This window comes from Rhizobium sp. M1 (assembly GCF_002531805.1).
GTDB classification, from domain to species: domain Bacteria; phylum Pseudomonadota; class Alphaproteobacteria; order Rhizobiales; family Rhizobiaceae; genus Rhizobium; species Rhizobium etli_C.
The window spans coordinates 90,576-116,346 of sequence record NZ_NWSW01000020.1 but is presented as its reverse complement, the minus strand read 5'-3'; the positions used below and the strand labels follow the sequence as shown (position 1 = coordinate 116,346).

Annotated in this window: 27 protein-coding genes and 2 pseudogenes; 9 read left to right on the top strand and 20 right to left on the bottom strand. The window is 64.0% G+C overall.

All coding sequences use genetic code 11. The features are described from left to right. Positions 1–110 precede the first annotated feature (110 nt). The 11 genes from CO655_RS20640 to CO655_RS20585 all read right to left on the bottom strand — a co-directional run bounded on the left by CO655_RS20640 (position 111) and on the right by CO655_RS20585 (position 11,504). Entirely contained in the window at positions 111–1,523 is a 1,413-nt protein-coding gene (locus CO655_RS20640) for a HAMP domain-containing sensor histidine kinase (RefSeq protein ID WP_097666251.1), read from the bottom strand. Further along, the gene (locus CO655_RS20635) at positions 1,520–2,266 is read right to left on the bottom strand and encodes a response regulator transcription factor (protein WP_097666250.1); all 747 of its coding nucleotides are present in this window, start codon (positions 2,264–2,266) and stop codon (positions 1,520–1,522) included. The genes CO655_RS20640 and CO655_RS20635 overlap by 4 nt, the downstream gene beginning before the upstream one ends. A 74-nt stretch (positions 2,267–2,340) precedes the next feature. Continuing rightward, positions 2,341–3,939 carry a Do family serine endopeptidase gene (locus tag CO655_RS20630; protein ID WP_097609050.1) on the bottom strand — a complete coding sequence of 533 codons (1,599 nt, stop codon included), beginning with the start codon at positions 3,937–3,939 and terminating at the stop codon, positions 2,341–2,343. A gap of 207 nt (positions 3,940–4,146) precedes the next feature. After that, positions 4,147–4,644 carry a cytochrome c-type biogenesis protein gene (locus CO655_RS20625; protein WP_097609051.1) on the bottom strand — a complete coding sequence of 166 codons (498 nt, stop codon included), beginning with the start codon at positions 4,642–4,644 and terminating at the stop codon, positions 4,147–4,149. Between the two features lie 146 nt (positions 4,645–4,790). Next, a complete protein-coding gene (locus tag CO655_RS20615) occupies positions 4,791–6,785 on the bottom strand; it encodes a heme lyase CcmF/NrfE family subunit (RefSeq protein ID WP_097666246.1) in 1,995 nt (664 codons plus the stop codon). After that, on the bottom strand, positions 6,782–7,264 hold the full coding sequence (ccmE, locus tag CO655_RS20610; protein ID WP_097666244.1) for a cytochrome c maturation protein CcmE: 483 nt from the start codon (positions 7,262–7,264) through the stop codon (positions 6,782–6,784). Before ccmE ends, CO655_RS20615 begins: the two co-directional genes overlap by 4 nt. Next, positions 7,261–8,391 carry a c-type cytochrome biogenesis protein CcmI gene (gene ccmI / locus CO655_RS20605; protein ID WP_097666242.1) on the bottom strand — a complete coding sequence of 377 codons (1,131 nt, stop codon included), beginning with the start codon at positions 8,389–8,391 and terminating at the stop codon, positions 7,261–7,263. The genes ccmE and ccmI overlap by 4 nt, the downstream gene beginning before the upstream one ends. A gap of 201 nt (positions 8,392–8,592) precedes the next feature. After that, entirely contained in the window at positions 8,593–9,018 is a 426-nt protein-coding gene (locus CO655_RS20600) for a hypothetical protein (RefSeq protein WP_097608440.1), read from the bottom strand. Positions 9,019–9,136: 118 nt separating this feature from the next. Further along, the gene (locus CO655_RS20595) at positions 9,137–10,540 is read right to left on the bottom strand and encodes a HAMP domain-containing sensor histidine kinase (protein WP_097608441.1); all 1,404 of its coding nucleotides are present in this window, start codon (positions 10,538–10,540) and stop codon (positions 9,137–9,139) included. After that, a complete protein-coding gene (locus tag CO655_RS20590; protein WP_097608442.1) occupies positions 10,530–11,201 on the bottom strand; it encodes a response regulator transcription factor in 672 nt (223 codons plus the stop codon). Before CO655_RS20590 ends, CO655_RS20595 begins: the two co-directional genes overlap by 11 nt. A gap of 54 nt (positions 11,202–11,255) precedes the next feature. Further along, entirely contained in the window at positions 11,256–11,504 is a 249-nt protein-coding gene (locus tag CO655_RS20585) for a hypothetical protein (RefSeq protein ID WP_010029158.1), read from the bottom strand. A 338-nt stretch (positions 11,505–11,842) separates the two neighbouring features. Between CO655_RS20585 and CO655_RS20580 the strand changes: the two genes are divergently transcribed. After that, entirely contained in the window at positions 11,843–13,063 is a 1,221-nt protein-coding gene (locus tag CO655_RS20580; RefSeq protein WP_097666240.1) for an MFS transporter, read from the top strand. Positions 13,064–13,268: 205 nt separating this feature from the next. Here CO655_RS20580 and CO655_RS20575 read toward each other — a convergent pair whose 3' ends face one another. Both CO655_RS20575 and CO655_RS20570 read right to left on the bottom strand, forming a co-directional pair. Continuing rightward, positions 13,269–13,574, bottom strand: a complete 306-nt coding sequence (locus tag CO655_RS20575; protein WP_010028887.1) for a Dabb family protein — start codon at positions 13,572–13,574, stop codon at positions 13,269–13,271. A 20-nt stretch (positions 13,575–13,594) separates the two neighbouring features. Beyond that, positions 13,595–14,280, bottom strand: a pseudogene (locus CO655_RS20570) (hypothetical protein). A 156-nt stretch (positions 14,281–14,436) separates the two neighbouring features. Between CO655_RS20570 and CO655_RS34680 the strand changes: the two are divergent. Beyond that, the gene (locus CO655_RS34680) at positions 14,437–14,568 is read left to right on the top strand and encodes a hypothetical protein (RefSeq protein WP_275593071.1); all 132 of its coding nucleotides are present in this window, start codon (positions 14,437–14,439) and stop codon (positions 14,566–14,568) included. A 38-nt stretch (positions 14,569–14,606) separates the two neighbouring features. Here CO655_RS34680 and CO655_RS20565 read toward each other — a convergent pair whose 3' ends face one another. From CO655_RS20565 to CO655_RS20550, 4 genes are all read right to left on the bottom strand, one after another. Continuing rightward, positions 14,607–15,167, bottom strand: a complete 561-nt coding sequence (locus tag CO655_RS20565; protein ID WP_097608444.1) for a TetR/AcrR family transcriptional regulator — start codon at positions 15,165–15,167, stop codon at positions 14,607–14,609. Between the two features lie 20 nt (positions 15,168–15,187). After that, entirely contained in the window at positions 15,188–15,649 is a 462-nt protein-coding gene (locus CO655_RS20560; protein WP_097666238.1) for a nuclear transport factor 2 family protein, read from the bottom strand. Between the two features lie 78 nt (positions 15,650–15,727). Then, positions 15,728–16,660 (bottom strand): pyridoxamine 5'-phosphate oxidase family protein, encoded by a 933-nt coding sequence (locus CO655_RS20555; RefSeq protein ID WP_097608537.1) that lies wholly within the window; start codon positions 16,658–16,660, stop codon positions 15,728–15,730. 43 nt (positions 16,661–16,703) lie between these two features. Beyond that, positions 16,704–17,315: a glutathione S-transferase gene (locus tag CO655_RS20550; protein ID WP_097608446.1), complete on the bottom strand. Its 612-nt coding sequence runs from the start codon at positions 17,313–17,315 to the stop codon at positions 16,704–16,706. Positions 17,316–17,467: 152 nt separating this feature from the next. Between CO655_RS20550 and CO655_RS20545 the strand changes: the two genes are divergently transcribed. Continuing rightward, positions 17,468–18,361, top strand: coding sequence for a LysR family transcriptional regulator (locus tag CO655_RS20545; protein ID WP_097608447.1), 894 nt, complete (start codon positions 17,468–17,470; stop codon positions 18,359–18,361). A gap of 3 nt (positions 18,362–18,364) precedes the next feature. On the opposite strand, the gene CO655_RS20540 is transcribed toward CO655_RS20545, so the two are convergent. Further along, the gene (locus CO655_RS20540) at positions 18,365–18,733 is read right to left on the bottom strand and encodes a DUF983 domain-containing protein (protein WP_097608448.1); all 369 of its coding nucleotides are present in this window, start codon (positions 18,731–18,733) and stop codon (positions 18,365–18,367) included. 193 nt (positions 18,734–18,926) lie between these two features. After that, the gene (locus tag CO655_RS20535) at positions 18,927–20,330 is read right to left on the bottom strand and encodes a PLP-dependent aminotransferase family protein (RefSeq protein ID WP_097666236.1); all 1,404 of its coding nucleotides are present in this window, start codon (positions 20,328–20,330) and stop codon (positions 18,927–18,929) included. A 221-nt stretch (positions 20,331–20,551) separates the two neighbouring features. Here CO655_RS20535 and CO655_RS20530 point away from each other — a divergent pair, with 221 nt between their 5' ends. From CO655_RS20530 to CO655_RS20510, 6 genes and pseudogenes are all read left to right on the top strand, one after another. After that, positions 20,552–21,457 (top strand): S1C family serine protease, encoded by a 906-nt coding sequence (locus CO655_RS20530; protein ID WP_097608450.1) that lies wholly within the window; start codon positions 20,552–20,554, stop codon positions 21,455–21,457. Between the two features lie 137 nt (positions 21,458–21,594). Continuing rightward, positions 21,595–21,975, top strand: coding sequence for a VOC family protein (locus CO655_RS20525; RefSeq protein ID WP_097608451.1), 381 nt, complete (start codon positions 21,595–21,597; stop codon positions 21,973–21,975). Between the two features lie 33 nt (positions 21,976–22,008). Continuing rightward, positions 22,009–22,761, top strand: a pseudogene (locus CO655_RS20520) (MFS transporter); the annotation flags it as partial. A gap of 95 nt (positions 22,762–22,856) precedes the next feature. After that, positions 22,857–23,255, top strand: a complete 399-nt coding sequence (locus CO655_RS20515) for a hypothetical protein (protein ID WP_097608452.1) — start codon at positions 22,857–22,859, stop codon at positions 23,253–23,255. Between the two features lie 38 nt (positions 23,256–23,293). After that, complete coding sequence (locus CO655_RS33905; protein WP_170965057.1) at positions 23,294–23,440, top strand: hypothetical protein; 147 nt, start codon at positions 23,294–23,296, stop codon at positions 23,438–23,440. Positions 23,441–23,731: 291 nt separating this feature from the next. Next, entirely contained in the window at positions 23,732–24,784 is a 1,053-nt protein-coding gene (locus CO655_RS20510) for a fatty acid desaturase (protein WP_170965061.1), read from the top strand. 9 nt (positions 24,785–24,793) lie between these two features. Here the strand turns inward: CO655_RS20510 and CO655_RS20505 are convergent, their stop codons facing one another. Next, positions 24,794–25,708 carry an SDR family oxidoreductase gene (locus tag CO655_RS20505; protein ID WP_097608454.1) on the bottom strand — a complete coding sequence of 305 codons (915 nt, stop codon included), beginning with the start codon at positions 25,706–25,708 and terminating at the stop codon, positions 24,794–24,796. Positions 25,709–25,771: the final 63 nt, after the last annotated feature.

The window sequence follows — 25,771 nt, the reverse complement described above, 5'->3', positions numbered from 1 at the left end:
GAAACGGGCGCCAGAATCACGGCCCCGCCTCCTCGATCGGGATTAAACTAGGGTCTCGGCGCCAAACCGCCAATACGCGATTCAACCGATCGTGTTTGCGCAGGCGCCGTTCAGGCAGCCTTGGCCGGGAAGATCATGCTGACGGTCAGTCCGCGCTGTTCCGGCTTGTCGGGATTGGTATCGGAGAGTTCCAGCCGGCCGTTGTGCAGTTCCATCACCGCTTCCACCAGTGAAAGTCCGAGTCCGGTGCCCGGTTTCGAGCGGCTTTCGTCGAGGCGGACGAAGCGCTTCACTACGTCGTCGCGCCGATCGGCCGGTACGCCCGGCCCGTGGTCGGCCACCGACAGGCAGACGCCGTCCGGGCGGCGGGCAAGCCTCAGCGACACCTCACCCGCCCCTTCCGTATCGGAAGAATATTTGATGGCATTGTCGAGCAGATTGAAGATCGCCTGGCCGATCAGCTCGCGATTTCCCTGCACCTCGATCCCGGGTTCGACGTTGGCGCTCAAGCCAAGCCCGGCCTCTTCCGCCGCCGGCTCGTAAAGCTCGGCGCTGTCGGAAACGATGGCCGACAGCTCGACCGACGACATCTCGGCGGCGACCGAGCCTGCCTCGACGCGGGAGATCATCAGCAGCGCGTTGAAGGTGCGGATCAGTTGGTCGGATTCGGAAATGATGCCTTCGAGGGCGACGCGCCGCGCATCGACATCGCTCATGTCGAGCGCATCGGCCGCCTTGTTGCGCAGCCGCGTCAGCGGCGTCTTGAGATCGTGGGCGATGTTGTCGGAGACCTGCCGCAGGCCTTCATTCAGCTTCTCGATGCGCTCCAGCATGGTATTCAATGACATCGAAAGCCGGTCGAACTCATCGCCGGAGCCGCCGACCGGCAGACGCTGCGACAGGTCGCCGGCCATGATCTTCTTGCTCGCATCCGACATGCGGTCGATGCGCTTCAGCGCATTGCGGCCAATGGCGAACCAGATGATGATCGCGCCGAGCCCCATGATCGCCAGCGCCACCATCAACGCCTGACGCACCAGCAGGCGGAAACGTTCGGGATCGCCGAGGTCGCGGCCGATCAGGATCCGCAAGCCGTTGTCGAGCACGAAGATATTGGCGATCGCCCGATGGCGGCGCTCGACACCGCCGCCGTCGGTATAGCGCTGATAGGCGAAGGGGGCGGAGGTCCAGCCGACCTCCTCGAAAACACCCGGCTGCACCGAGGCGACATTGCCGGCGAGAATATCGCCCGAGGGGCCGGCGATGATATAGAGATTGGCGCCCGGCTGGCGGGCGCGCCGCTCCATCGTGCGCAGCAGAAGGTTCATGCCGCCGGTGTCATAGGCGCGCTGCACCTGCTCCACCTCCTGCTTGACGGCATCGCGGATCTGGCCGGTCAGCAGCCGTTCCGACATCGCCGTCACATAGAAGACGAGGGTCGCGGCGCAGATGGCGAAAAGCAGGATGTAGAGTGCCGAAAGGCGGACTGGGGTGGACTTGAAGAGAACCCTGAAGCGGCTCATCCCTCGTCCTTGATCATATACCCCGCGCCCCGGATGGTTTTCAGGAGCGGCTGGCTGAAGTCCTTCTCGATCTTCGAGCGCAGGCGCGAGACATGGACGTCGATGACGTTTGTCTGCGGGTCGAAGTGGTAGTCCCAGACGTTTTCGAGCAGCATGGTGCGGGTCACCACCTGGCCGGCATTCTTCATCAGATATTCGAGCAGGCGGAATTCGCGCGGCTGCAGCGGGATTTCCTTGCCGCCGCGGCGCACCTCGTGGGAGAGGCGGTCGAGTTCGAGATCACCGACGCGATAGACGACGTCCTGCTCCGGCGTGCCTTTGCGGCGGCCGAGCACCTCGACACGCGCCAGCAATTCGCTGAAGGCATAAGGCTTCGGCAGGTAATCGTCGCCGCCGGCGCGAAGGCCGGTCACCCGGTCATCGACCTGGCCAAGCGCGGAGAGGATGAGCACCGGCGTATGGATGCCCTTGCGGCGCAGCTCGCTGATAACGGAAAGACCGTCGCGGCGCGGCAGCATGCGGTCGATGACGATGACGTCATAGGTATTTTCCGATCCCATGAACAGGCCGCTCTCGCCGTCGCTGGCGTGGTCGGCGACAATGCCCGCCTCGCGAAAGGCTTTCGTGAGGTAGGCCGCGGCTTCGAGATCATCTTCGATGATGAGAATCTTCATGCGGCCGACATTACCCACCGGCTGCGTTTCGGCAAGGCTCAAAGCATCTGGCTGCGGAGCGGCGCTCATCGCGATCACCCTTCAAAAATCAGAACAATCGAGCCGTGCGGAGTTTGCTCCGCACGGCTCACGGTTTTCGGGGATCAGCCCTGGCCGTTGATCGGCAGAGCGACGAAACGGCTTCCTTCGCCCGACTGAATCTGGAAGAGCGCCCGGGTACGGCCGTCCTTCTTGGCCTGGTTCAGCACCTTGACGACATCGGCAGGGGTGGAGACTTCCTGGTTGTTGACCGAGGTGATCTTCTCGCCCTCCTTGATGCCCTTGTCGGCGGCGTCGGAGTCCGGGTCGATACCTGTTATCGCCAGGCCCTTGCCGTCATCGGAAGGACCGACCGTCAGGCCGAGATCGGCGAGCGCCTTTTCAGACGCCGGCGCCTCGGGCTGCTGCGGCTGGGTGTTGTCATCGGCGGACGCATCCTTCTGGTCGGCCGGCAGCGTGCCGAGTTCGACGGTCAGGGACTGCGCTTTGCCGGCGCGCCAGACCGAAAGCTCGACCTTGCTGCCAGGCTGCATCGCGCCGATGCGGCGGCTGAGGTCACGCGCATCCTTGATCGTTTCACCGTTCAGGGCGGTGACGACGTCGCCGGCCTTCATGCCGGCCTTGTCGCCCGGCGATCCGGCCTGCGGGGCGACGACGAGGGCGCCGCTCGGCTCGGAAAGGCCGATGGATTCGGCGATATCCTTGGTCACCGGCTGGATCTGGACACCGAGCCAGCCGCGCGAAACCTGGCCGTCCTTCATCAGATCGGCGACGACATCCCTGGCGGTCGAGGCGGGAATGGCGAAGGCGATGCCGACGCTGCCGCCGGACGGCGAGAAGATCGCGGTGTTGATGCCGACGACTTCGCCGCTGAGGTTGAAGGTGGGACCGCCTGAGTTGCCGCGGTTCACGGCCGCATCCACCTGCAGGTAATCATCATAGGGGCCGGAGCCGATATCGCGGCCGCGGGCCGAGACGATGCCGGCCGTGACCGTGCCGCCGAGACCGAAGGGATTGCCCACGGCGACGACCCAGTCGCCGACGCGGACGTTATTGTCGTCGGCCCAGTTGACGTAGGTGAACTTCTTACCCTTGCCGTCGACCTTCAGCACAGCGAGGTCGGTGCGCGGATCCCGGCCGATCAACTTGGCATCGAGTTCGGTGCCGTCATTCATAACGGCGACGAAGGCCTGCCCGTCGGAAACGACGTGGTTGTTGGTGACGATGTAGCCGTCCTCGGAGATGAAGAAGCCGGAGCCCTGAGCGACCGGACGCAGACGGCCCTTGCCGGGACCATTCGGGCCGCCCGGGCCACCGGGGCCGTTCTGGCCGAAGCGCCGCTGATGGCCGCCCTGCTGGTCGTTCGGATCCTGGCCGAACTGGCGGAAGAAGCGCTTCAGCGGGTGATCATCAGGCAGGTCGTCAAAGCCGCGGCCATTGAAATCGAAGGAGAAGCCGTCATTGTTGTCGGCGACGGGATTGACGCGGTTTTCGACGCGAACGGACACGACGGCGGGCGAAACGGCATCGACGACATTGGCGAAGCTCGGAACGGCAGGCGCCTGAACTTTGACGGCTTCGGCATAAGACCGGGTGATTTCGAGCGGAACGCCGGTTGCGAGCACAGCGGCTGCGATACCGGCGACGGTAGAAGCCTTGAGCACAGTGGCGAGGGACGGACGTCCGTTGAAATTCTTCAGCATTGGTGCACCTTCTCTTGTTCTTAAACCTTCAGACCGGCAAGGCCGGATCAGTCGATGCATCAAGATATAGGATAGCGCACCTTACTGCGAACTGTCCGGCCAATGAAAAATTGGTAATGTTTGGAATGTTTCTGGCGGTTACTGCGCCCGGCGTTTCCCTGGGGTGTCCAAAGGATGCGGAAATATTCATCCCGGCTCGACGGGTTGTTATTTCTTTAGAAGCTCGTTCAGCCTCGCCTGTTCTTCCGCCGTCAGCTTGCTTCCCGTCGGCTTGCCGGCCCTCCGGCGCGCAAAGACCAGCAGTGACAGCCCGCCGGCGAGCACCAGCAGCACCGGCGCGCCCCAGAGCAGCACTGTCTTCGGATTGAACCGCGGCTTCAGCAGCACGAATTCGCCGTAGCGCGAGACGATGTAGTCCAGCACTTCCTCGTCGCTGTCACCGTCCTTGATGCGCTCGCGCACGAGCAGGCGCAGATCTTTCGCCAGCTCGGCATTGGAATCGTCGATCGACTGGTTCTGGCAGACCATGCAGCGCAGTTCAGCCGAAAGAGTGCGGGCGCGCGCCTCGAGTGCGGGATCGGTTAGAACTTCGTCGGGATTGACGGCGAAGGCGGACAGGGGTGCGAAGAGGATGAACAGGATGACGAGGAGACGGGAGAGAAAAGGCGACCTCTGCGAGATGCGCCGAACCTCTCCTCCCCTCATTCCTGTGCTCGTCACAGGAATCCAGCCACGGCGCGTCGGCGCCGTGAATGAATCCATACCGCCACTCAACGAGTCTCCTGCGCCCAAGGACTTGGGCGCGCTGGATTCCTGTGACCAGCACAGGAATGAGGGAGGTCGTGAGCCCGTCATTCCGCCGGCTCCATCGCGGGAGCCACCGGCTTCGCCTTAGCCTTGCGGCGCGGGGCGCCGACGCGCAGGCGGCGGTCGGAGAGCGAGACGAGACCGCCGGCGGCCATGATCAGGGCGCCGCCCCAGATGCACAGGATGAACGGCTTCCACCAGATGCGCACGACGATGCCGCCGTCGGTGGTGGCGTCGCCCAGCGAGACATAGAGCTGGCTGAGACCGAAAGTCAGGATGCCGGCCTCGGTCGTCGGCATCTGCCGGGCGGTATAGAGGCGTTTGGCCGACCAGGTGTCGGCGACCGCTACCCCGGCGCGCCGGATGGTGAAGTGGCCGCGCTCCTCGCTATAGTTCGGTCCCCTTGCCGGCCGCATGCCGTCGAACTCAAGGCTGTAGCCGCCGGCCTCGACCACCTGGCCCGGTTTCATCTCGACGACATGTTCGCTCTGGAAGGTGGTGACGGCGACGATGCCGAGCACGCTGACGCCGAGCCCGGCATGGGCAAGGGCGGTGCCGAAGGCCGAGCGCGGCAGGCCGGTCAGCCGGCGCCAGGCGATGCTTCCGGCGACCTTGCCGATGCCGGCGCGATACCAGAGATCGGCAATGGCGCCGAGGATCAGGAACAGCCCGGCCGCCAGCCCGAGCACGGAGAGCACCGGCCCGCCATGCTCGATGTAGAACAGGATGACGGCGGCGGCGAAGGCGAGAGCAGCGACAAGATAGAGCCGCTGCAGGGCGCCGAGCAGATCGCCGCGCTTCCAGGAAAGCAGCGGCCCGAACGGCACGATGACGAGCAGCGGCGCCATCAGCAGGCTGAAGGTCAGGTTGAAGAAGGGCGGCCCGACGGAGATCTTGTCGCCGGTCAGCGTCTCCAAGAGCAGCGGATAAAGCGTGCCGGTCAGGACCGTGCCGCAGGCGACCGTCAGGATCAGATTGTTGAGAACCAGCGCCGCCTCGCGCGAGATCGGCGCAAACAGCCCGCCGGCCGCAAGCTTCGGCGCCCGCAGGGCAAACAGCGACAGCGCTCCGCCGATGAAGAACAACAGGATGCAAAGGATGAAGACGCCGCGGGAGGGATCGCTGGCAAAGGCATGCACCGAGGTCAGCACCCCGGAGCGCACCAGGAAGGTGCCCATCAGCGACAGCGAGAAGGTCAGGATGGCGAGCAGCACCGTCCAGATCTTCAGCGCCTCGCGCTTTTCCATGACCAGCGCCGAATGCAGCAGCGCGGTGCCGGCCAGCCAGGGCATGAACGAGGCGTTTTCCACCGGATCCCAGAACCACCAGCCGCCCCAGCCGAGCTCGTAATAGGCCCAGTAGGAGCCCATGGCGATGCCTAATGTCAGACAGGTCCAGGCGGCCAGCGTCCAGGGCCGCACCCAGCGCGCCCAGGCGGCATCGATCCGGCCTTCCAGGAGAGCGGCAACGGCAAAGGAGAAGCAGACGGAAAAGCCGACATAGCCGAGATAGAGCAGCGGCGGGTGGATGGCCAGACCGACATCCTGCAGCACCGGATTGAGATCGCGGCCCTCGGCCGGGGCCGGATCGAGCCGCAGGAAAGGATTGGAGGTCAGAAGGATGAACAGCGTGAAGGCGAGCGAAATCCAGGCCTGGACGGCCAGCACATTGGCCTTCAGCGTCTCCGGCAGATTGCGGCCGAAGACGGCGACCAGCGCGCTGAACAACACCAGGATCAGCAGCCAGAGCAGCATCGATCCCTCGTGATTGCCCCAGACGCCGGAATATTTGTAGATCAGCGGCACCAGCGAATGCGAGTTCTCCCAGACATTCTCGACCGAGAAGTCGGAGACGACATGGGCATAGGTCAAGACGGCGAAGGCAAAGACGGTCAGCGCAAACATCGCCAGCGAGCCGGAGGTCGCGACATCCATCATCGCCCGGTCATGGCGGCGGGCGCCGATCACAGGCACGATCGAGACGATCAGCGCCGTCGCCAGCGCCAGCACCAGGGCGTAATGGCCGATCTCGATGATCATGGCGTCGCCTTCGCCTCCTGCCCCTGTCCTTGTCCCCCTTGGCCCTCCTGCCACAGGCCCTGCGCCTTCAGCTTATCGGCGACCTCCTTCGGCATATAGGTCTCGTCATGCTTGGCGAGCACGGTGTCGGCGACAAAGACGTTGCCGCCGGCGCTGAACACGCCCTCGGTGACCACACCCTGGCCCTCGCGGAACAGATCCGGAAGGATGCCGGTATATTGGACCTTGACCGCATTGGCGCTGCCGTCGGTGACGGCAAATTCCACCGTCGAGCCGGCGCCGCGCACGACGCTGCCGGCGCCCACCAGCCCGCCGAGCCGGATGCGGGTCTCCGGCGCCACCGGGGTCTTGGCCAGATCCGCCGGCATGTAGAAATAGGCCACCGACTGGCTGAAGGCGAACATCACCAACAGCACCGCCGCAAGGATGAAACCCATCCCGCCCGCGATCACCGCAAGGCGCTTCTGCTTGCGCGTCATTGCGTCATTCCTTCCGTGGCTATGCCAAGTTCCCTGGCAAGCGCCAGCAATTGCCGGCCCTGTTCACCCGCCGGCGGAAAGGCCGCAAGCCCGCGCTTCAGGGCGTCGGCTGCGCGATCCTTATCGTTCAATACGGTGTAGGAGCGGACGAGCCGCATCCATCCGTCGAAGTTGTTGGGCTCGGCGCTCAGCTTGGCGTCGAGGCTTTCGACCATGCCGCGGATCATCTGCTGGCGATCGCCGGCGCTCATGTTTTCGGCCGCCGCCACGTCTTCCGACGTCGGTCCGCCAGGCGCCGAAGGCTGGGCAGCCGCGCCGCCGTTCTTGGCGATATGTTCATTGACCAGCGGCAACCAGGGCGCATCGGCAGGCGATTGCTGCGCCAGCGCTTCGAAGGCTCGGCGCGCCTCTTCGGTCCGTCCCGCCTGCTCCATGCTGAGCGCGACATAGAAGCGGGCACGCGGATTGTCGGGTTCCAGCGTCAGCGACTGTTCCAGCGTCTGACGCGCCTCCTCCGTCACCACGCCGTCGGAGACCGCCATCAGCGTCTCGGCAAGCCCGTCGAGCCGGATCGGGCTCGGGCCGAGAAGCCGGATCGCGTTGCGATAGGCGACCACAGCATCATTGACCCGCATCGTGCGGACATAGATCGGCGCCAGCACATCCCAGCCCTTGCCGTCATCGGGATTCTCGGCCAGGTGCCGTTCCGCCTTGGCAATCAGCACCGCCACGTCATTGCCGGGGTTTTCCAGCCGCGCCTCCAGCGGCTGCGCGGGCAGATCCGGCCTGCCCGTCGTCAAATAAAGACAGAGCCCGAGCACCGGCAGGATCAGGAGAACGAAGGCTTCACTGACACGGTGAGATCGTGCGGGTTTCGGCGTCGTCTCCGGTTCACCGGCAGCAACGGCGATCAGCCGCCGGCCGATTTCGGCCCTGGCGTAATCGGCCTCTTCCGGTGTGATCAGCCCGCCGGCAAGATCGCGGTCGAGTTCGCGCAGCTGGTCGCGATAGACCGCCGCCTCGCCGGCGCGGCTGTTCTCCGCCGCCTTCGCGCCACGCAGAAGGGGGTAAAGCAGAATGACGGCGACGGCTGCCGTCAGAACGGCAACGAGAATCCAGAACAGCATAGCGGCCCAAATACGTGAAGCGCGCGCCCATTCCAACTGCCAAAGCCGGAATGACGAAGATTTGAGGCTATTCGCCGCAATTCAGCCGGCTTAAAGCGCGTCGCATCCAATTTAATGCATCCGACCCGCTTTCGCTCTTTGTTTTTATGCCTGTCGTTGTCCGGGAACCGCCGCACACTTCCGGGCGACATGCATCAGACCTTAACCGAGCGGCGACCAGCTGCCGTCGTCGTTGCGGCAAGCAGCGCCTCGCGCCACGCTGTCCTTGCCGTCGACCGTCAGCGTATGGGTATATTGCCGGCAATTCTGCGAGCCGACCTGATAGGGCGCTGCCGCCACCACCTTGCCGGTGACCTCCTTGCCGCTCCAGACCACGGGCTGGCCGGCGGCTGCCCCTTCCAGCGCCCGGTATTCCGCCTCGAGCGCCCTTTGCTTGTCGCTGTCGCTCAAGCTGACGCCGCTGCGGCCGACGATGCCGCCCTGCAGCGCGGTGATGAAGGCGGCCGATGCCGAGGGTTTGCTGGAAAAAATGCCGCGCGAAGCAGCGCTTTTCGTCGTCGTGCAGCCGGTGAGCGCGACGGCGAGAAGCAGAATGGAAACGATCATGCCTTGCGAGCGTAGAATCATTGCGTCGAACCACGATCAGAGGTCAATTTCAGCCGATCGAAGTGCAGCGTCCCCGTGTCAGCATTAAGGCAAAGCATGCTATACATTTGCCACTATCCTTGTGACATCAAGCAGTTGGTCATGCAACATCCTTTGTGACGCCGGGCAGGATAAGCTTCGCCTTCAGCCCGCCCCATTCACCACGGGACAGCTCGAGGCGCCCCTGGTACTCGTTGGAAATCTCGGTGACGATCGACAGGCCGAGCCCGGTTCCGGGCTTGCTTTCATCGAGCCTGCGGCCGCGTTTCAGCGCCTCGCGGATCTGGTCGGGCTCCAATCCCGGCCCGTCGTCCTCGACGGCGAGCTCCACCCAATGACGGCGCGCGCTCGCCTCTGCGCCCTTGACGTCCTCGCGGGCCTCAACGGCCGAAAGCCGGACCTTGCTCTTGGCGAATCGCGCCGCATTTTCCAGGAGATTGCCGACCGTCTCCTCGAGATCCTGCTGTTCCATGGCGACGGCCAGATGCGGCGGCGAGACGACGAGATCGAATTCGGTGTCGACATTCAGGCGGCGCATGACGCGCACCAGCCGTTCGAGCGCCGGCTCGGCATCGGTGCGGGCGAGCACGGATTCGCGCTGCGCGGCGATGCGGGCCCGGTTGAGATAGGACTGCACCTGCCCCTGCATCGATTCCGCCTGGCTGCGGACCAATTCGCCATGGGATTTTTCGAGGACACGCGCCTCATTGAGAAGAACGGCGATCGGCGTCTTCAGCGAATGGGCGAGATTGCCGACCTGCATGCGCGCCCGCTCGACGATACGGCGGTTGCTGTCGATCAGCGCGTTCACCTCGTTGGCGAGCGGCAGGATTTCGCGCGGGAAATCGCCCTTCAGCTGCTCGCTCTCGCCGGCGCGGATGCGCTCCAGGGCGGCGCGCGCCTTGTCGAGCGGCTTCAGGCCGTAGAGAATCGCCAGCGCATTGACGATCAGGCTGCCGACGCCGAAGCCGGCAAGCGCCAGATAAAGACTATGGGAGAAGGTGCGCACATCGTCCTCGACGACGTCGACATTGCCGGTGACGCGGAAGCGCGCCGCACGCCCGTCGGTATCGAGCACCACTTCGGTTTCGGCGACCTGCACCCGGTTCCCGGAGGCGTCCGTCACCTGGTAATAACGCTCGTAATTCTTGTCGAAGGGCGCCTCGACGACGGAGGGAACCGGAATGAGCGCCGAGCCGAGCGAGGGCGAGACCAGCGGCGCTGTCGTATAGGTGCCGAGCGGCTCCACCACCCAGTACCAACCGGTCTTCGGCTGGGCAAAACGCAGGTCGCCGAGCTGCGGACTGCCGCTCAACGCTCCCTGATCGCCGATCGTCACCGAATTGATGACGTTATAGAGCTGCGCCCGCAAGAGATCCTGGAAGCCGCGTTCGGCGCTCTTGCGATAGAGCGTCGAGATCAGCAGGCCGATCACCACCAGCGCCACCGTCGACCAGACCGTGGTCAGCAGCAGCACACGTGCGGTGAGCGACTTAATTCGCATGTTTCGGCGCTTGGATGCGGTAGCCGAGACCGCGCACCGTTTCGATCAGGTCGACACCCATCTTCTTGCGCAGACGGCCGACAAAGACCTCAATCGTGTTGGAATCGCGGTCGAAATCCTGATCGTACATGTGCTCGACCAGCTCGGTGCGCGAGACGACCTCGCCCATGTGATGCATGAGATAGGCGAGCAGGCGATATTCGTGCGAGGTCAGTTTCAGCGCCGTGCCGTTGACCGTCGCCTTGGAGGATTTGGTGTCGAGCCGCACCGGCCCGCAGACGATCTCGGAGGAGGCATGCCCGGCAGCGCGCCGGATCAGCGCCCGAATGCGCGCCAGAACTTCCTCGACATGGAAAGGCTTGGTGACGTAGTCGTCGGCGCCGGCGTCGATGCCGGCGACCTTGTCGCTCCAGCGGTCGCGCGCCGTCAGGATCAAAACCGGCACGCCGCGGCCGGCGCCGCGCCATTTTTCGAGCACGGTGACGCCGTCCATCTCCGGCAGGCCGATATCGAGGATGATGGCGTCATAGGGTTCGGTATCGCCGAGGAAATGACCCTCCTCGCCGTCGAACGCCTGGTCGACGACATAGCCCGCTTCTTTCAGCGTGTCAGTCAGCTGCCGGTTCAGGTTGACGTCGTCTTCGATTACCAGGATGCGCATCGGTCCGCCTTCGTCCGCTTCAAATCGATCATGTTCTGAATAGACCGATTCCGCCTACATCGGAACCTTTACCGTCACCTTGCGCGGACGTTGGCCGTTGCCCGACACCAGAACGGTGATGATGCAACTATCGCCCACCGGTTGCACGGATAGGAGCTGGCCGCCCGTCTGCTCGACGACCTGGGCTGCGGCGGCGCTGCAATCGCCTGCCACGCGCAGGACGAGGGTGCCCGCGCCGTCCGATGAGGGCGCCGATACCACCAGCCCGGCGGCCACTACTGCGACGCTCAGAGGAAAGGCCATGTGTTATGCTTTCAAGGGTAGTTCCAACTTGCTGCGACTATGTACTCACGTGACCTGAATGGCAAATGAATGCGCTGTAATACAGGGTGTTTAGAACCGTTCTCGACTGTTGGTGACACCCGGTTTCAGCTGCTGAAAACCGATGCCGCAGCGGCCTTCGGCGGCCTTCTGCACATGGATAAAAGGTCTTCGGCCAAGGCACAGACGGCGGGCTGGGCGGGGACGCTCGGGTCAAGCCGGCGCGCGGCGGGCTGCCGGGAATTGCAATCGCAGCTTTTACCGACCGATCGAAACTGTTATGTCCTTGCGGCTCCCGCATTCAGGCTATTTCAGCACCAATGCCAAACTCCCTCCGCTTCCGCTCGGCGCAGACGGTCTTCGTGCTCGCCATCACCCAGCTGATCGGCTGGGGTACGACCTTCGACATGCTCGGAGTGATGGGCCGGATCGTGGCGCCCGATCTCGGCATGGCGAACGAGGTGGCGTTTGCCGGTCTGACGATCATGATGTTGGTCAGCGCCATCGTCGGCCCGGCGACCGGCCGCTGGCTTGGCCGTTACGGCGCCGCCCCGGTGCTTTCGGCGGCTTCCCTCACCTTTGCCCTCGGCCTCTGTCTGCTTGCCGCCGCCAACGGCGTCATTCTCTACGCCGCCGCCTGGATCGTGATCGGCGTCGGCGGCGCGCTCGGCCTGTCGGCGCCGGCCTATACCGCTGTCGTCGAGCGTGAAGGGATGAACGGCAAGCGGGTCATCGCCATATTGATGCTGTTCACCGGGCTTTCGAGCGCCATCTTCTGGCCGATCCTCAGCCTGCTCAACCAAGCCGTCGGCTGGCGCCTCACCTTCCTCATCTGCGCAGGCCTGCAATTCTTTGTCTGCCTGCCGCTGCATCTTTTCGCCCTGCCGAAGCCGATCGCAAGCCATGTCGACGGCGCCACAGCCGACATCGCCCCGGTGCCGCTGTCGAAGGCGGCACAACGCAAGGCCTTCCTGCTGATCGCCGCGGCGACGACCCTTACCACCTTCGTCACCTTCGGCATCTCGCCCTCGCTGCTCGAGATCTTCCGCCAGTCCGGCGCCACGCCAGCCTTCGCGCTGCAGCTCGGCTCGGCCCGCGGCGTGCTCGGCATCTCGGCGCGCTTCCTCGATATGCTGCTCGGCCGGCGCGGCAACCCCGTCCTCAGCGCCGCCATGGGCATCGGCCTGATGCTGATGAGTTTCCTGATGATGCTGGCCGCCGGTCCGTCGACGCCGCTGCTCGTCACCTTCGTCCTGCTTTACGGCTTCGGCTCCGGCGTCATGGCCGTCGCCCGCGCGCTTCTGCCGCTGGCAGTGTTTTCGCCGCGCGAATTCGGCCTGCAATCGGCCCGCCTGTCGCTGCCGCAGAACCTGGCCAATGCGATCGCCCCGGTCGTCTTCACCGCCATCCTCGACCGCGCCGGCACCGGCCCGGCGCTTTTCGCCGCTGCCGCTCTCGCCGCCTTGTCGCTGACCTTCGTGCTGATGCTGACGGCGCTGCTGCGCGGCGCGCGGGCAGCGCAGCCGAGCCCGGCCGTTTGATGAGGCCTGGAATGGACGCCGTCTTACGCTGACGAGTGAACGGTCGCGTTTGACGAATCTTTTGAATCGTTTGCCGCCGATTTTTCGAAAGTTGGGTCCGGTGGCTCACAGCTGCGTTCAACATCCGGCGCCCGCGAGTCCGGAATTCTTCTTATCCCTTTGAAATTTCAGCGAAACAATGACAGGAAGCCGATGGCCTGCCGATTCAGAGCGGCCGCTTCACCGCTGTGCGGCTGTCGTAGTCCGCGGCGATGCGCTTTTCCCGCAGCGGTCGGACACGCTCGATCGAGCGCTGATAATCGGGATGCGCCTTATAGGCGGCAAGAGCCGCTTCATCGTCGAATTCGCCATAGACGACGAGATCGATCTCGGTACCCAGCTGATCGGTCTTCACATTGGTGCCGATTTCCAGCAGCCGCGCATGCGGAATGGCGGTCAGGATCGAAAGCCCGGCCCTCACCTCCTCCAGATGTTCTTCCTGCACGGTGAAGAAGACGATGTGGCGGATCACGCGGAAGCTCCTGTCAGATTTCAGAGGTCGGCCCGCGCGATACCATGTGCGCCCCTGGCCTTCAACCGCGCGACCTGCCCGGCGCGGCATCCGGACGCATCGCCGCATTGAAAACCATGGCGTAGCCCGCGAGCTTCTCGGCCCGGTCGGTGCCGTTGACGATGCGGCGCGCATTGACCCAGTCCTCGGTCGTCGCGTTCAGGTGATCGGCAAGTTTGTGGCCGGTAAAGCTGCCCTGCAGCATGCCTTCGATCAGGATCGTCACCGCCGCATCCATCTCCATCGCCCGGTCGGGATCGGCAACGAGATCGATGCCCGTCAAACCACTCATCGCCTCGTAATTCCGCTTATGGGTAAGCTGCACCAGGCCACGCCCGAGCCAGCAGCGGCCATCCTCGTCCGGTCGCCAGTAGGGCGTCTTTACCCAGGCGAGCCGGCCTGCGGCATAGGCCGCCTCCAGGATCTCGACGGCGCGGGCATCGCTTTCAGCCAGCGTCTCGCGGACCGGCTGCATCGTATAGGCGGTCTCGTGATAAGCGGTCGCGAGGATATAGGCGAGCCATCGGCGGTCGGCCTGCGCAAACCGCCTTTCCCAGGCGTCGAGAATCGCCGCGATACCCACTACCTGAGGCTGAGTTAGCTCTCCTTTAAAGAGCTCCTCGCGCACCGCATCAAAAAAGAACATCCGATCCATGTGGACAACCATACCGCGCTTCCCGAGAGTCTCGTGGTTAAAACCGTCTTAATCGATTAAAATCAACTTAATCGTTTGAAGTGTCTAAGCCCCTGATTTACACGGCTTTTGTCTTATGCAATGCATCTCCTCGCCCTGAAGCCTTACCACCACAAGAGGAGACTTCCGATGCAGACGCCTGCCAACACCCAGACCACCATTCCCCAGCACGTCGTCGACCAGATGGAAAACGAGTGGCGCCAGATTCGCCTTGAACGCGAGAACATCCGCCCGACCCGGCAGCCGCAACAGCAGCGCTGAGAAATACAGGCAGAGCGGCGCGGATGTAAGGGCTGCCTTCATCGCGTCTCGGCCTCAAGCCGCTTCGCCAGCGTCTCCAGCGACCGGGAGAAGACCGTTTCATCTCTAAGCGCGCGCGACAGCACCAGTGCCCCTTGAATGCCGCAGACGCCCTCCTCGGCCAGCGTCTGCGCCTCCTCCTCGACACAGCCAGCCCGCATCAGAGCCGAACGCAACGCGTCGATCCAGCGGATGAAATAGTCGCCGATCGCCGCCGAAAACTGTTCGCGGGTGTCGTCGAGCGCGAAGGCGCCGACGAGGCAGATGCGGCGGCCGGAACGGAAGTAGTCATTTACATTGGCCCACATCGCCGCGATCGCCTGACGGGCATCGTCATGTCGCAGCGGCCGATAGACTGCCTCTTCGAACCAGGCATCGATATCGGCGAGCACGGCGCCGGCCATCTCCTCCTTGCCGCCCGGGAAGAAGTGATAAAGGCTGCCCTTGCCGATGCCGGTGCGTTCGGTGATGCGGCTGAGCGTGGCGCCCTCATAGCCGAGCTCGCGGAAGATTTCCGCGAGCAGCGGCACGATGTCGGCGCGTTCATAAACGGTCTTCACCGGGCTGAAATCATCCTGTTCTAGAGGCCGAGCTCCGTCAGACCGGGATGATCGTCCGGACGTCGGCCGAGCGGCCAGTGGTATTTGCGCTCCGTTTCCCGGATCGGCAGATCGTTGATGCAGGCAAAACGGCGCTGCATCAAGCCGGCCGCATCGAATTCCCAGTTCTCGTTGCCGTAGGAGCGGAACCAGTTGCCGCTGTCATCGTGCCATTCATAGGCAAAGCGCACGGCAATGCGACGATCGGTAAAGGCCCAGATCTCCTTGATTAGCCGGTAGTCCAGTTCCTTTGCCCATTTGCGCGTGAGAAAAGCGACGATCTCGGCGCGGCCGGTGATGAATTCGGCGCGGTTCCGCCAGCGGCTGTCCGGCGTGTAGACGAGCGAGACCCGCTCGGGGTCGCGGCTGTTCCAACCGTCCTCGGCGAGGCGGACTTTCTGCGTGGCGGTCTCCAGGGTGAAAGGCGGAACGAGGCTGGACATGAGATCTCCTGTACTGAATGGTTCTTAGTTTACCGAACGGTACAGATATTGCAACTCTGTATCGGGCGGCGCTCGAGCTTAGACGTCGGAGCGCCGGCTCCACCGCAGCGGCAGGGCATCCGGGCGAAGCACAATGTTTTCGGGCGTGAAACGCCACAGCCTTTCCGCTTTGGGAAAGGCGGCGATCTCAGGCGAATCGAGCAGCACCTCGACCCGACCGGTCATCTGCAGCATGTCGCCGGTTTCGAAATCGATGAAGACCAGCCCGGCCTTCGGATTGACCAGGAAATTGCCGAGCGTGTTGAAGAATCGATTGCCGGCAAAGTCGGGGACGGTCAGGGCGCCGTCGGCGCCGAGATGCACGAAGCCGGCATAGCCGCCGCGATGAGAGACGTCGACCTGGCGTTCGCCATTCCCCCGGTCGACATAGGAAGCGACGAAGAACGTATCGGCGCTCTCGACCATCCGCCGCGCGCGCGCGTCGAGCTCATGGGACCGCAGCGGCGGCAGCGTGGCCGGCAGGGCGGGATCGCGAACGAAGGCGGCGGCGCGCGGCTGGATGTATTGCGGGCAATTGCCGAAGCTCTGGCCCACGCGCAGGCGGAAGGCGCCGGCATCCGTCCTGCGGATGACGCCGTTCAGCCGGTTGCGCCGCCGGGTCTCGAGCTGAATGCCGAGCATCGCGACGGCGGCGCCATCCTCCATGCCGGCGTCGGCGGGATCGGCCGGCTCGCGCGGCAGGCGGACCTCGAGCGTCTCCGGGTCCGGCGAGGACATGAAGCCCGGCTGCGCGGCCCGCACCGTCGCCCAGACGTTGCCCTTCGCATCGACCGTGCCGAGCACGACGAAAGGCAGCATTGGAAAGAAGGCGCGGTGCTGCTCGGGCATCGCCTTGCGGACGAAATTCCGCCCCGGCCCGTCCATGCGTTCGACGACGCCGAGGCTGCGCTGCATGGCAAGCTCACCCTGATGCCAGGGCGATGCCGCATCCTCTCCTGACTGCTCCAGCATCATGGCCTCCTTTCAGGCGCGATTTTCGACCGGGGACGGATCTTTATGCGGCCAGGCCGATCTTCGTCCTGCGGAAGCCGACGAAACCCGGCAACGCCTCGATGCGGGCAAGCCAGGCGCGCACGGCCTGATAGGGCGCGGTGTCGACATTGCCCTCCGGCGCATTGGCGATGTAGCTGTAAAGCGCGATATCGGCGATGACAGGATTGTCGCCGAGCAGGAAGGCGCGGCCGGAGAGCTCCGCCTCGACCAGCGTGAGAATACGGTGCGCCCGGGCAATCACCTCATCGGCATGAAATTTGGCGCCGAAGACGGTGACGAGACGAGCGGCGCAAGGCCCGTAGGCGATCTCGCCCGCGGCGACCGAGAGCCATTTCTGGATCCGCGCCGCCGTCAATATGTCCTCCGGCAGCCAGTCGGTGCGGCCATATTTGCGTGCGAGATAGACGAGGATGGCGGCGGAATCGGAAATGACCGCGCCATCGTCGTCGAGCACGGGCACCTGGCCAAAAGCATTGAGCTTCAGGAACTCCGGAGCCTTGTGAGCGCCGGCAGCCATGTCGACCTCGACCAGTTCGTAAGGCACGCCGAGCAGTGACAGGAACAGGTGAACCCGGTGCGAATGGCCGGACAGCGGATGATGGTAGAGTTTCATGACGGTTCCTCTGAGGTCTGATGGGCGGGAACAAGGCCTCGGCCTTGCCGGCGATGGCCGTTCGAACCATCTGCAGGGAATTTACTGCCTTCCAATGAACTGCAGTAGGATGCTAATCTGGAAGGCGTGTTCTCAATTGATGGAAGGATAAAATGGACCGCCTCGATGCCATGAGCGTGCTTCTTGCCGTTGTCGAGCAAGGCAGCCTGTCGGCCGCCTCGCGGCATCTGCGTTCACCGCTGGCAACCGTCAGCCGCAAGGTCTCCGAGCTCGAGGCGCATCTCGGCGCCAAGCTGCTGCAGAGAAGCAATCGGAAGATCACATTGACCGAGGCCGGACGCTCCTATGTGGAGGCGGCGCGGGAAATTCTTAACCGGGTGGAAGAAGCGGAACGGACGGCCGCCGGCGAATACAGCGCGCCGAAGGGCGAGCTGACGATGACCGCGCCGATCGTCTTCGGGCGGCTGCATGTCCTGCCTGTCGTGGTGGATTTCCTGAAGGCCTATCCCGAGATCAATCTGCGGCTTATGCTCGGCGACCGGCTGTCGAACCTCGTCGAGGATCATATCGACCTCGCGCTGAGGATCGGCACCCTTGTAGACAGCAACCTGATCGCCACGCGGCTCGGCGCGATCCGCCGCACCGTCTATGCCAGCCCGGATTATCTCGCGCAGCACTCGGCACCCCGCCACCCGAGCGATCTTTCCGCACATGACTGCATCACCTTCGAGAACATGGCCTCGACGCGGAGCTGGACCTTCACGGAGGGGAAGCGCGACCTCGCGGTGCCGATCCGCTCACGGCTTGCGGTCAACACCGCCGAGGCCGCCGTCGATGCGGCCGTCGCCGGTCTCGGCATCACCCGCGTACTCTCCTATCAGGCGGCCCGCGCCGCAGCGGCGGGCCTGCTGGTGCCGCTGCTCCAAGATTTCGAACCGCAGCCCGCGCCGGTGCAGCTCGTCTATCCCTCGCAGGGACTGGTGCCGCTGAAACTGCGGGCGCTCATCGATTTCGCGACGCCGCGCCTGCGCGCGACGCTGAAATAGGCTTTAGGCGAGCCTGCCCTCTTCCGCCTTGTAGAAATACTGGCTGGCGACCAGCCAGCCTTTCAGCGGCCGCAGTGGCGGAATGCAGGTGGCGAGCATGAAGGGGCCGGTGACCAGAAGCTGCACCCAGATCGGCGCCGAGAACGCCACCTCCAGCCAGACGCCGAGCAGCACGCTCGGGATGCAGGCGAAGCAGATGACGAAGAAGGCCGGGCCGTCGGCCGGATCGGCGAAGGCATAATCGAGGCCGCAGACCTCGCATTGCGGCTGCAGCGTCAGGAATCCCTTGAACATATGGCCCTGGCCGCAACGCGGGCAGCGTCCCCTGATGCCGGTCTGCATCGGGGGAAGTGGGGGATAGTCGGTATCCATGATAACCTCGTCTTCTCTGGCATACGGCTCAATGCCAATCAATGCCACATAGATGTATGCATTCAATATAAATACATTACGCCTCAATCACCAGTCAACTTGCCAGAATGCCGCAGATCCCCGTCGGCTGCCGACCGGGCAACGCAGACATCACATCGAAGGGGATGATACCCGAAGCGGCCTGAGGGCAGGCTTAGAAGAACGACGCCGCCATCTCCGGCGGGCCTTCCAGCGCATGGGCCATGAATTCCAGTGCGCCGTGCAGTCTCTCCCGGGTGATCGGACCGCCGAGGCAGACCCGCACCGCTTCCGGGGCGGCGCCGTCGACGGTGAAGGCATCGCTTGCCACGACGCCGATGCCGGAGGAACGCATATGACTGCCGAAGGTGGAGCGGGTCCAGCCATTGGCGAGCGGCAGCCAGATGTTGAAGCTGATCGGATCGGCGCGGTAGCTGCCGGCCGGCAGGATGGCGGCAACCATCTGCTGGCGGGCGGCGGCCTCGGTGCGGACGAAGCGCAGGATCGCATCGGCCGTGCCGTCTTCGATCCAGCGGGTGGCGAGCGCCATGGTCAAAGGCGAAGCCATGACGTTGTTGGCGCGCATGGCGCTGACGAAAGGCCATACGGCCTTGCTGTCGGGCGCCACGACATAGGCAAGGCGCAGGCCCGCGCCGAGGCATTTCGCCAGGCCGCCAATATGCCAGGTCAGATCCGGCACCATTGCCGCCAGCGGCGCCGGACCATGCTCAGGAATGAAGCCATAGGCATCGTCCTCGACGATCGGCAGCTGATATCTGCGGGCGACGGCCGCGATTTCCGCGCGCCGGTTGGTTGAAATCGTCAGCGTCATCGGGTTCTGCAGCGTCGGATTGAGATAGAGCGCCTTCGGCTTCAACCGCTCGCAGGCCTTCGCAAGGGCCTCCGGCAGGACACCGTCCTCGTCCATCGGCAGGCCGGCGAGATTGAGCCGCAGCTGGGCGGCGATCGAGCGCATGCCGGGATAGGTGATGATTTCCGACAGCACGGTCTCGCCCGGCTTTGCCAGCAGGCCGAAGATCGCCAGCAGGGCCGGATGGGCGCCCGGCGTGACGAAGATCCGCTCCTGCGACGGCGTGAGCCCGCGGCGTCCGAGCCAGGCGGCGGCGGCGTCCTTATCCATGCCGGAGCCGCCGAAGCCCTGGTAACGCAGAAGCTGAACGAGACTTGCGGCCACCGCCGACATGCCCTCGCGCATGCCGGCGATCAGTTCCGGATCATCCGGTTCCGGCGGCATGTTCATCGAGAAATCGACGATCGATGCGCGGCGCGGATCGGGTACGGCGTCAGGCGCGAAGTCCTGCCGCGCCTTGCCCGCGCGGCCGGTGACGAAGGTGCCCCGGCCGACATGCGACTCGACAAGCCCGCGCTTCTGCGCCTCGACATAACCTCTGGCCACGGTGGTGAAATCGACATTCAGGCGCTTGGCGAGGTCGCGCTGCGGCGGCAGCCGGTCTCCAACCGCCAGATGGCCGCTGCGCAGATCCATTTCGATCAGATCGGCAATCGCCATGTAACGCGGGCTGCTGCTGCGGCTGAGATCGGGATGCCAGTCCTTCATGTCATGATCCGTGCCCGTCTGATTCCTGGTAGGATTGACTGTATATTGTTGCGCAGAGACGCTGTCACCCCCGGATATTCCCGGTATCCCCTCCACGGTCGCGGCATGCGGGTGCGGAAATTCCCGTCGCGCCAGCCTTGCCGCCACCCCTTCATCTTCTTACCTATTAAGGAGGCGCGCCGGCTTTCGGTCTCGCGCGGCGGCGCCCTCGGGATAAAAGCATGAATATCGATCCGATCCTGCGGTCAGTCGTGGCCGTCCGTTCCTCCATTCCGGAAGATGCCTTCACGGCGGAGACGCTGGGCACCGTCCGGGAGGGCAGCGGCGTCGTCATTCGCGACAACGGGCTGGTGCTGACCATCGGTTATCTCATCACCGAGGCCGAGGAAGTCTGGCTGACGACCCAGGACGGCCGGGTGGTTCCCGCCCATCCCCTTGCCTATGATCAGGAAAGCGGCTTCGGCCTGGTGCAGGCGCTCGGCGTTCTGAACGCCCCGGCGGTGGATATCGGCGATGCGGCCGCCGCCAGGCCCGGCGATCCCGTCGTGCTTGCCGATGGGATCGGCGAGTTCGTCCAGGCAAACATCGTCGCCCGGCAGGAATTCGCCGGCTACTGGGAATATCTGCTGGATGAGGCGATTTTTACCGCACCGGCCCATCCGGCATGGGGCGGGGCTGCGCTGATCGGCGCCGACGGCAAGCTTCTCGGCATCGGTTCGCTTCGCCTGCAGATGAGCCAGGATGGCGAGATCGCCGATATCAATATGGTCGTGCCGATCGATCTTTTGCCGCCGATCCTCGACGACCTCTTAAACCGCGGTCAGGTCAACAAGCCGCCACGGCCCTGGCTCGGCGCATTCTCCGCCGAGAGCAATAGCGGCGTGGTGGTGATGAGCGTGGCCGAAGGCGGACCGGCCGCCGAGGCCGGCCTGCGTCAGGGCGATATCATCTCCGAGATCCGCGACGAAGAGGTCGATGGCCTGGCCGATTTCTACCGCAAGCTCTGGAGCAGTGGCCCGGCCGGCGCCGAGATTCCGATGCGGATCCTGCGCAACGGCCGCGAAGCCTGGCTGCGCGTCAAATCCGCCGACCGCAACAGCTTTCTGAAAAAACCGCAGCTGCAGTGAGCCGCATCGGCCCCTTGAACGCTGCCGGACGTCCGAACGGATTCACTTTCGTTTGGTGGCCATTTAACAATGCTGGTGTTGCATTGATAAAGATGCTGGTGTTGCATTGATCTTGAGATGAACGGAGTTTGCAGCCCATGTTCGATCATGTCTCCATCGGCGTCAAAGACCTCGACAGAGCCCGCCGTTTCTACGACGCGGCGCTGGCGCCGCTCGGCTATGAGCGCCTGTCCAATTCCGATGGCGTGATCGGCTACGGCCCTGATGAGGTCGGCCTCTGGGTGATACAGGCGGAGCATCCCGTTGTCGCCGACATGCAATCCGGGCTGCATTTCTGCTTCGTCGCTCCGAACGAGGCCGCTGTCGACGCCTTTCACGCGGCGGCTATCGCTTCCGGCGGCACCGACAATGGCGAACCGGGTATCCGGCCGGATTACGGCCGCTTCTATTACGCCGCCTTCGTCATCGATCCCGACGGCTACCGGCTCGAAGCCTATTTCCATAAGGGTGAGATATAACGGGCTCCGAATTTCGAGCAATTCCGAACGAACTTCGGCATCACCAATGCCGCGGCTGCCGGCTGGCAGGCCCTGCCGACCTGGGGTTCGCTCTCGGCGTCGCTGGTGCTGATCCTGCTCTTCCTCGCGGTTGAAGCACGCCATGCCGATCCGATGGTGCCGCTCGGCATGTTCCGCCGGGCGCGGCTGCGGCACGCCAATGCGATCGCCGCCCTCTTCCAGGGCGCCTATGTCGGCTTCCAGTTCCTGGCGACGCTCTATTATCAGAACGTCATCGGCTGGTCGGCCTTCACGACAGGCTTCTCCTTTGCCCTCGGCGGCGTCTTCGTGATGTTCCTGGCGCCACGCTTTGCGAACCTGGCGCAAAACCGCGGCGCCACCGGCCTGATGGCGGCAGGCGTCGGGCTGCAGGCCTTCAGCTACATTTTTTGGGTGACGGCACTCGGACATGTCGATCCGATCCTGCTCGTGCTGGTCTCGCAGGTCCCGCTCGGCCTCGGTTATGCCATGACCTACCCTTCGGTGCAGGTCGCAGCGCTTTCCGATGTCGAGGACGACAAATCGGGGCCCGCCTCCGGCCTGCTCTTCGCCTCCTTCCAGATCGGCGGCGGCATCGTGCTTGCGGCCGCTTCGGCGGTGTTCGGCGCCGCGCCGAATTTCGGCTGGGACCCGTATGTCGCCGGCGTCGCCTTCGTGGCGCTGCTTGCGATCGCCATCACCCTGCTTGCAGCCGCAGGTCCGAGGACATCAGCCGTCCGGAGGCCCGCCTATCAGGCGGCGGAATGACCGTTGCGCCCGCACCCTTATCGGTGCGGGCTTTTCATAAGCAAAAACGAATATTCATAGCGAGAATCCCATTGCCTTGCCTCGGCGAAAGGCGCATGGTTTCGCCGTCGGCAGCCATTGTCCGGGCGCTGCCGACTGAGGGTTTTCATACCTTCGCCCCGACGAAAGGAGGACCGATGTCTTCCACTTCCAAAAAGCCATACCTGACCTCGTCCGATCTCGACATGCTTCAGTCCGTACTCGACAATGCGGGCTACGAGGCCAGGATCGCGCCCGACGACGGCGGGGGCTGCAATGTCGCAGCGATGCTGCTGATCAAGCTGTTTCAGGAGGGCGTAACGTCGCCCGCCATGCTTTCGCAGGCACTCGAACACTACTTCGGCAAGCTGAAGACGCCGCCGAAACCAGTCACTCCGGTATACGACCGTTATGCGATCCAGGGATTGCCCAGCGACAGGCGTAAGACAAACCTCAAACCCGACGCGCGAAGCTGAAAACGCGCTTTGCATTCGTCTGAACAGGAGATCGATCGATGGCAAAAGGTCAGCTGAGAAGCAATCGCGAGGCTCGCAAACCGAAGAAGGACAAGCTGGCGCCGAAGATGGCACGCACATTCGCCGGCCAGATGAAGGCCGCGACCCAGGCCGCTCCGCACGGAAGCAGCGCGCCGAAGAAATAAGCTCGCATCGAGCCTTCGGGTGAATCGCCCCTCGCCGCCTCCATGACAAACGCAAGTCGGGATCGATTTGCGTAATGGGTGATGTGTGGCTAAAAGCGGCAGCGCGTCCTGCCGGGACGCGCGATCAGCGATGATCGTGTTTTCGAAAAGCCGGAAGGTGCCACAGAGCATGACTCCTCTTCAAATAATCAACCGCCTCGGCGATCCGTCGAGCGTCGCAGCCTTTTGCGGCGATATTTCGTGATCGAACGCGCGCACCGCTTCGAGAGCGAGGAAATCCGGCTTGCCACCTTGGACGAGCCTTGTGAAAATCCGCAGAACCCTGCGGCACCGACAGCACTTTTCGCCGAAAAAGCCTGGTTGAAGATCCTTGCAGGATATCGCCAGCCGAGGGCCACACGCAGTGCCTTTGAACTGGCCGTCACAGCTATTCCCTTTGCGCTGTTCTGGGCCGCCGCATGGGCGTCCGTTCGTTACGGCTTTTTGCCGGGCCTGATCCTTGTCATCCCGGCAGCCGCTTTCCTGCTCAGGCTGTTCATGATCCAGCATGATTGCGGCCACGGCTCATTTTTCGCCCGCCGCCGCCTCGACGACTGGGTCGGGCGCACGATCGGCATATTGACGCTGACGCCTTACGACTACTGGCGTCGGGCACATGCGGAACATCACGCCTCGGCCGGAAACCTCGACGAGCGCGGCGTTGGCGACATTGAGACACTGACGATCGCCGAATATAACGCGCGGTCCCGCCGGGGGCGGCTTGCCTACCGGCTCTACCGGCACCCAGCCGTCATGTTCGGGATCGGGCCGGCATGGCTGTTCATCTTCAAGCAGCGCCTGCCCTTCGGCATGATGCGCTCCGGCCCCCTGCCCTGGATCTCGACCATGGCGACCAACCTTGCCATCGCTCTGGCCGCCGCCTTATTGATCTGGGCGGGCGGGATCGTTCCCTTCCTCCTGGTGCACCTGCCGATCGTGCTTCTAGCGGGAGCCGCTGGCGTCTGGCTGTTCTATGTCCAGCACCAGTTCGAGGAAACGCACTGGTCGAAGAAACCTGACTGGCAGTTCCAGCATGCGGCGCTGCACGGTGCCTCGCATTACGACCTGCCGCCGGTGCTGCGCTGGATCACCGGCAATATCGGCATACACCATGTGCATCATCTGGCGAGCCGGGTGCCTTATTATCGGCTGCCGGAGGTGCTGAGGGACCATCCCGAGCTGGCCGATATCGGCCGCATCACGCTCATGGAAAGCCTGCGCTGCGTCAAGCTGGTGCTCTGGGACGAACAGACGAGGCGGCTGGTGTCGTTTCGTGACGTGGCGCGGCTCAGAGCCGCAAGCTAACGGGCTGCCTCAGCGATAGCCGGTGACATCCGCCGGCTTACCCGGCTCCTGCACTTCCACGATGTAGCGCCAGCAATCCGGCCGCGACCCGTCGATGTCATCGAAGCCATAGACCTTGGCCAGGCCGCCGCTCGACAGCGACTGACCGTTCCAGCGGGCGCGATCGGGATCGACGGCGATGGCCGCCACGGCGCGGCCGACGAAGCGCGGCGTTTCGGAAATGGCGAAATGCGGCTGGACCTTCGTCGCGTCGCGCCAATTCGCCTCGCTGACACCATAGGCGTCCAGCATCATTTCGGAGCGCAGCCAGCCGGGGGTGATCGAGAGGGCGGTGGCGCCGTGTTTCGCCAGATCCTGGGCGTGCGCCCAGGCCATGCGGATGACGCTTGTCTTGACGAGGTCGTAAAAGGGCGACAGCCGGTAATGCGCGGCGTTGTATTCCGCCGTGCCGTCGGTCACCTCGACCAAGAGCCCGCCCGGCCGTTCGATCATCAGCGCCAGCGCGTAGTGGGCGGTGATCAGATGTGTCTCGATGCCGAGCCGCAGCATGCGCAACCCCTTGTCCAGCGAATGCTCCCAGACGGGCTTGTCCCATTCGAACAGCTTCTCGCAGCCCCAGATGTCGTTGACGAGAATATCGAGCCTTCCGGTTTCCGCCCGGATGCGTGCGACCAGCGCCTCGACTTCATGGGCGACCAGATGATCCACCTGCACGGCAATGCCCCTGCCGCCCGCCGCCGTCACCAGCTCGGCCGTCTCCTCGATCGTCTCCGGCCTGGCATATTCGGATTGATGGGCGCGCGTCGTGCGCCCTGTCACATAAACCGTTGCGCCGGCAGCGCCGAGTTCAACCGCAATACCGCGGCCGGCGCCGCGCGTCGCACCGGCCACCAAAGCCACTTTCTCCCGCAAGTCCGCTGTCATTTCGCCATCCTCCGCGTTAGAACCGAAAAACGCCTTGTATATAAACGAATGCTCGTTCATAAA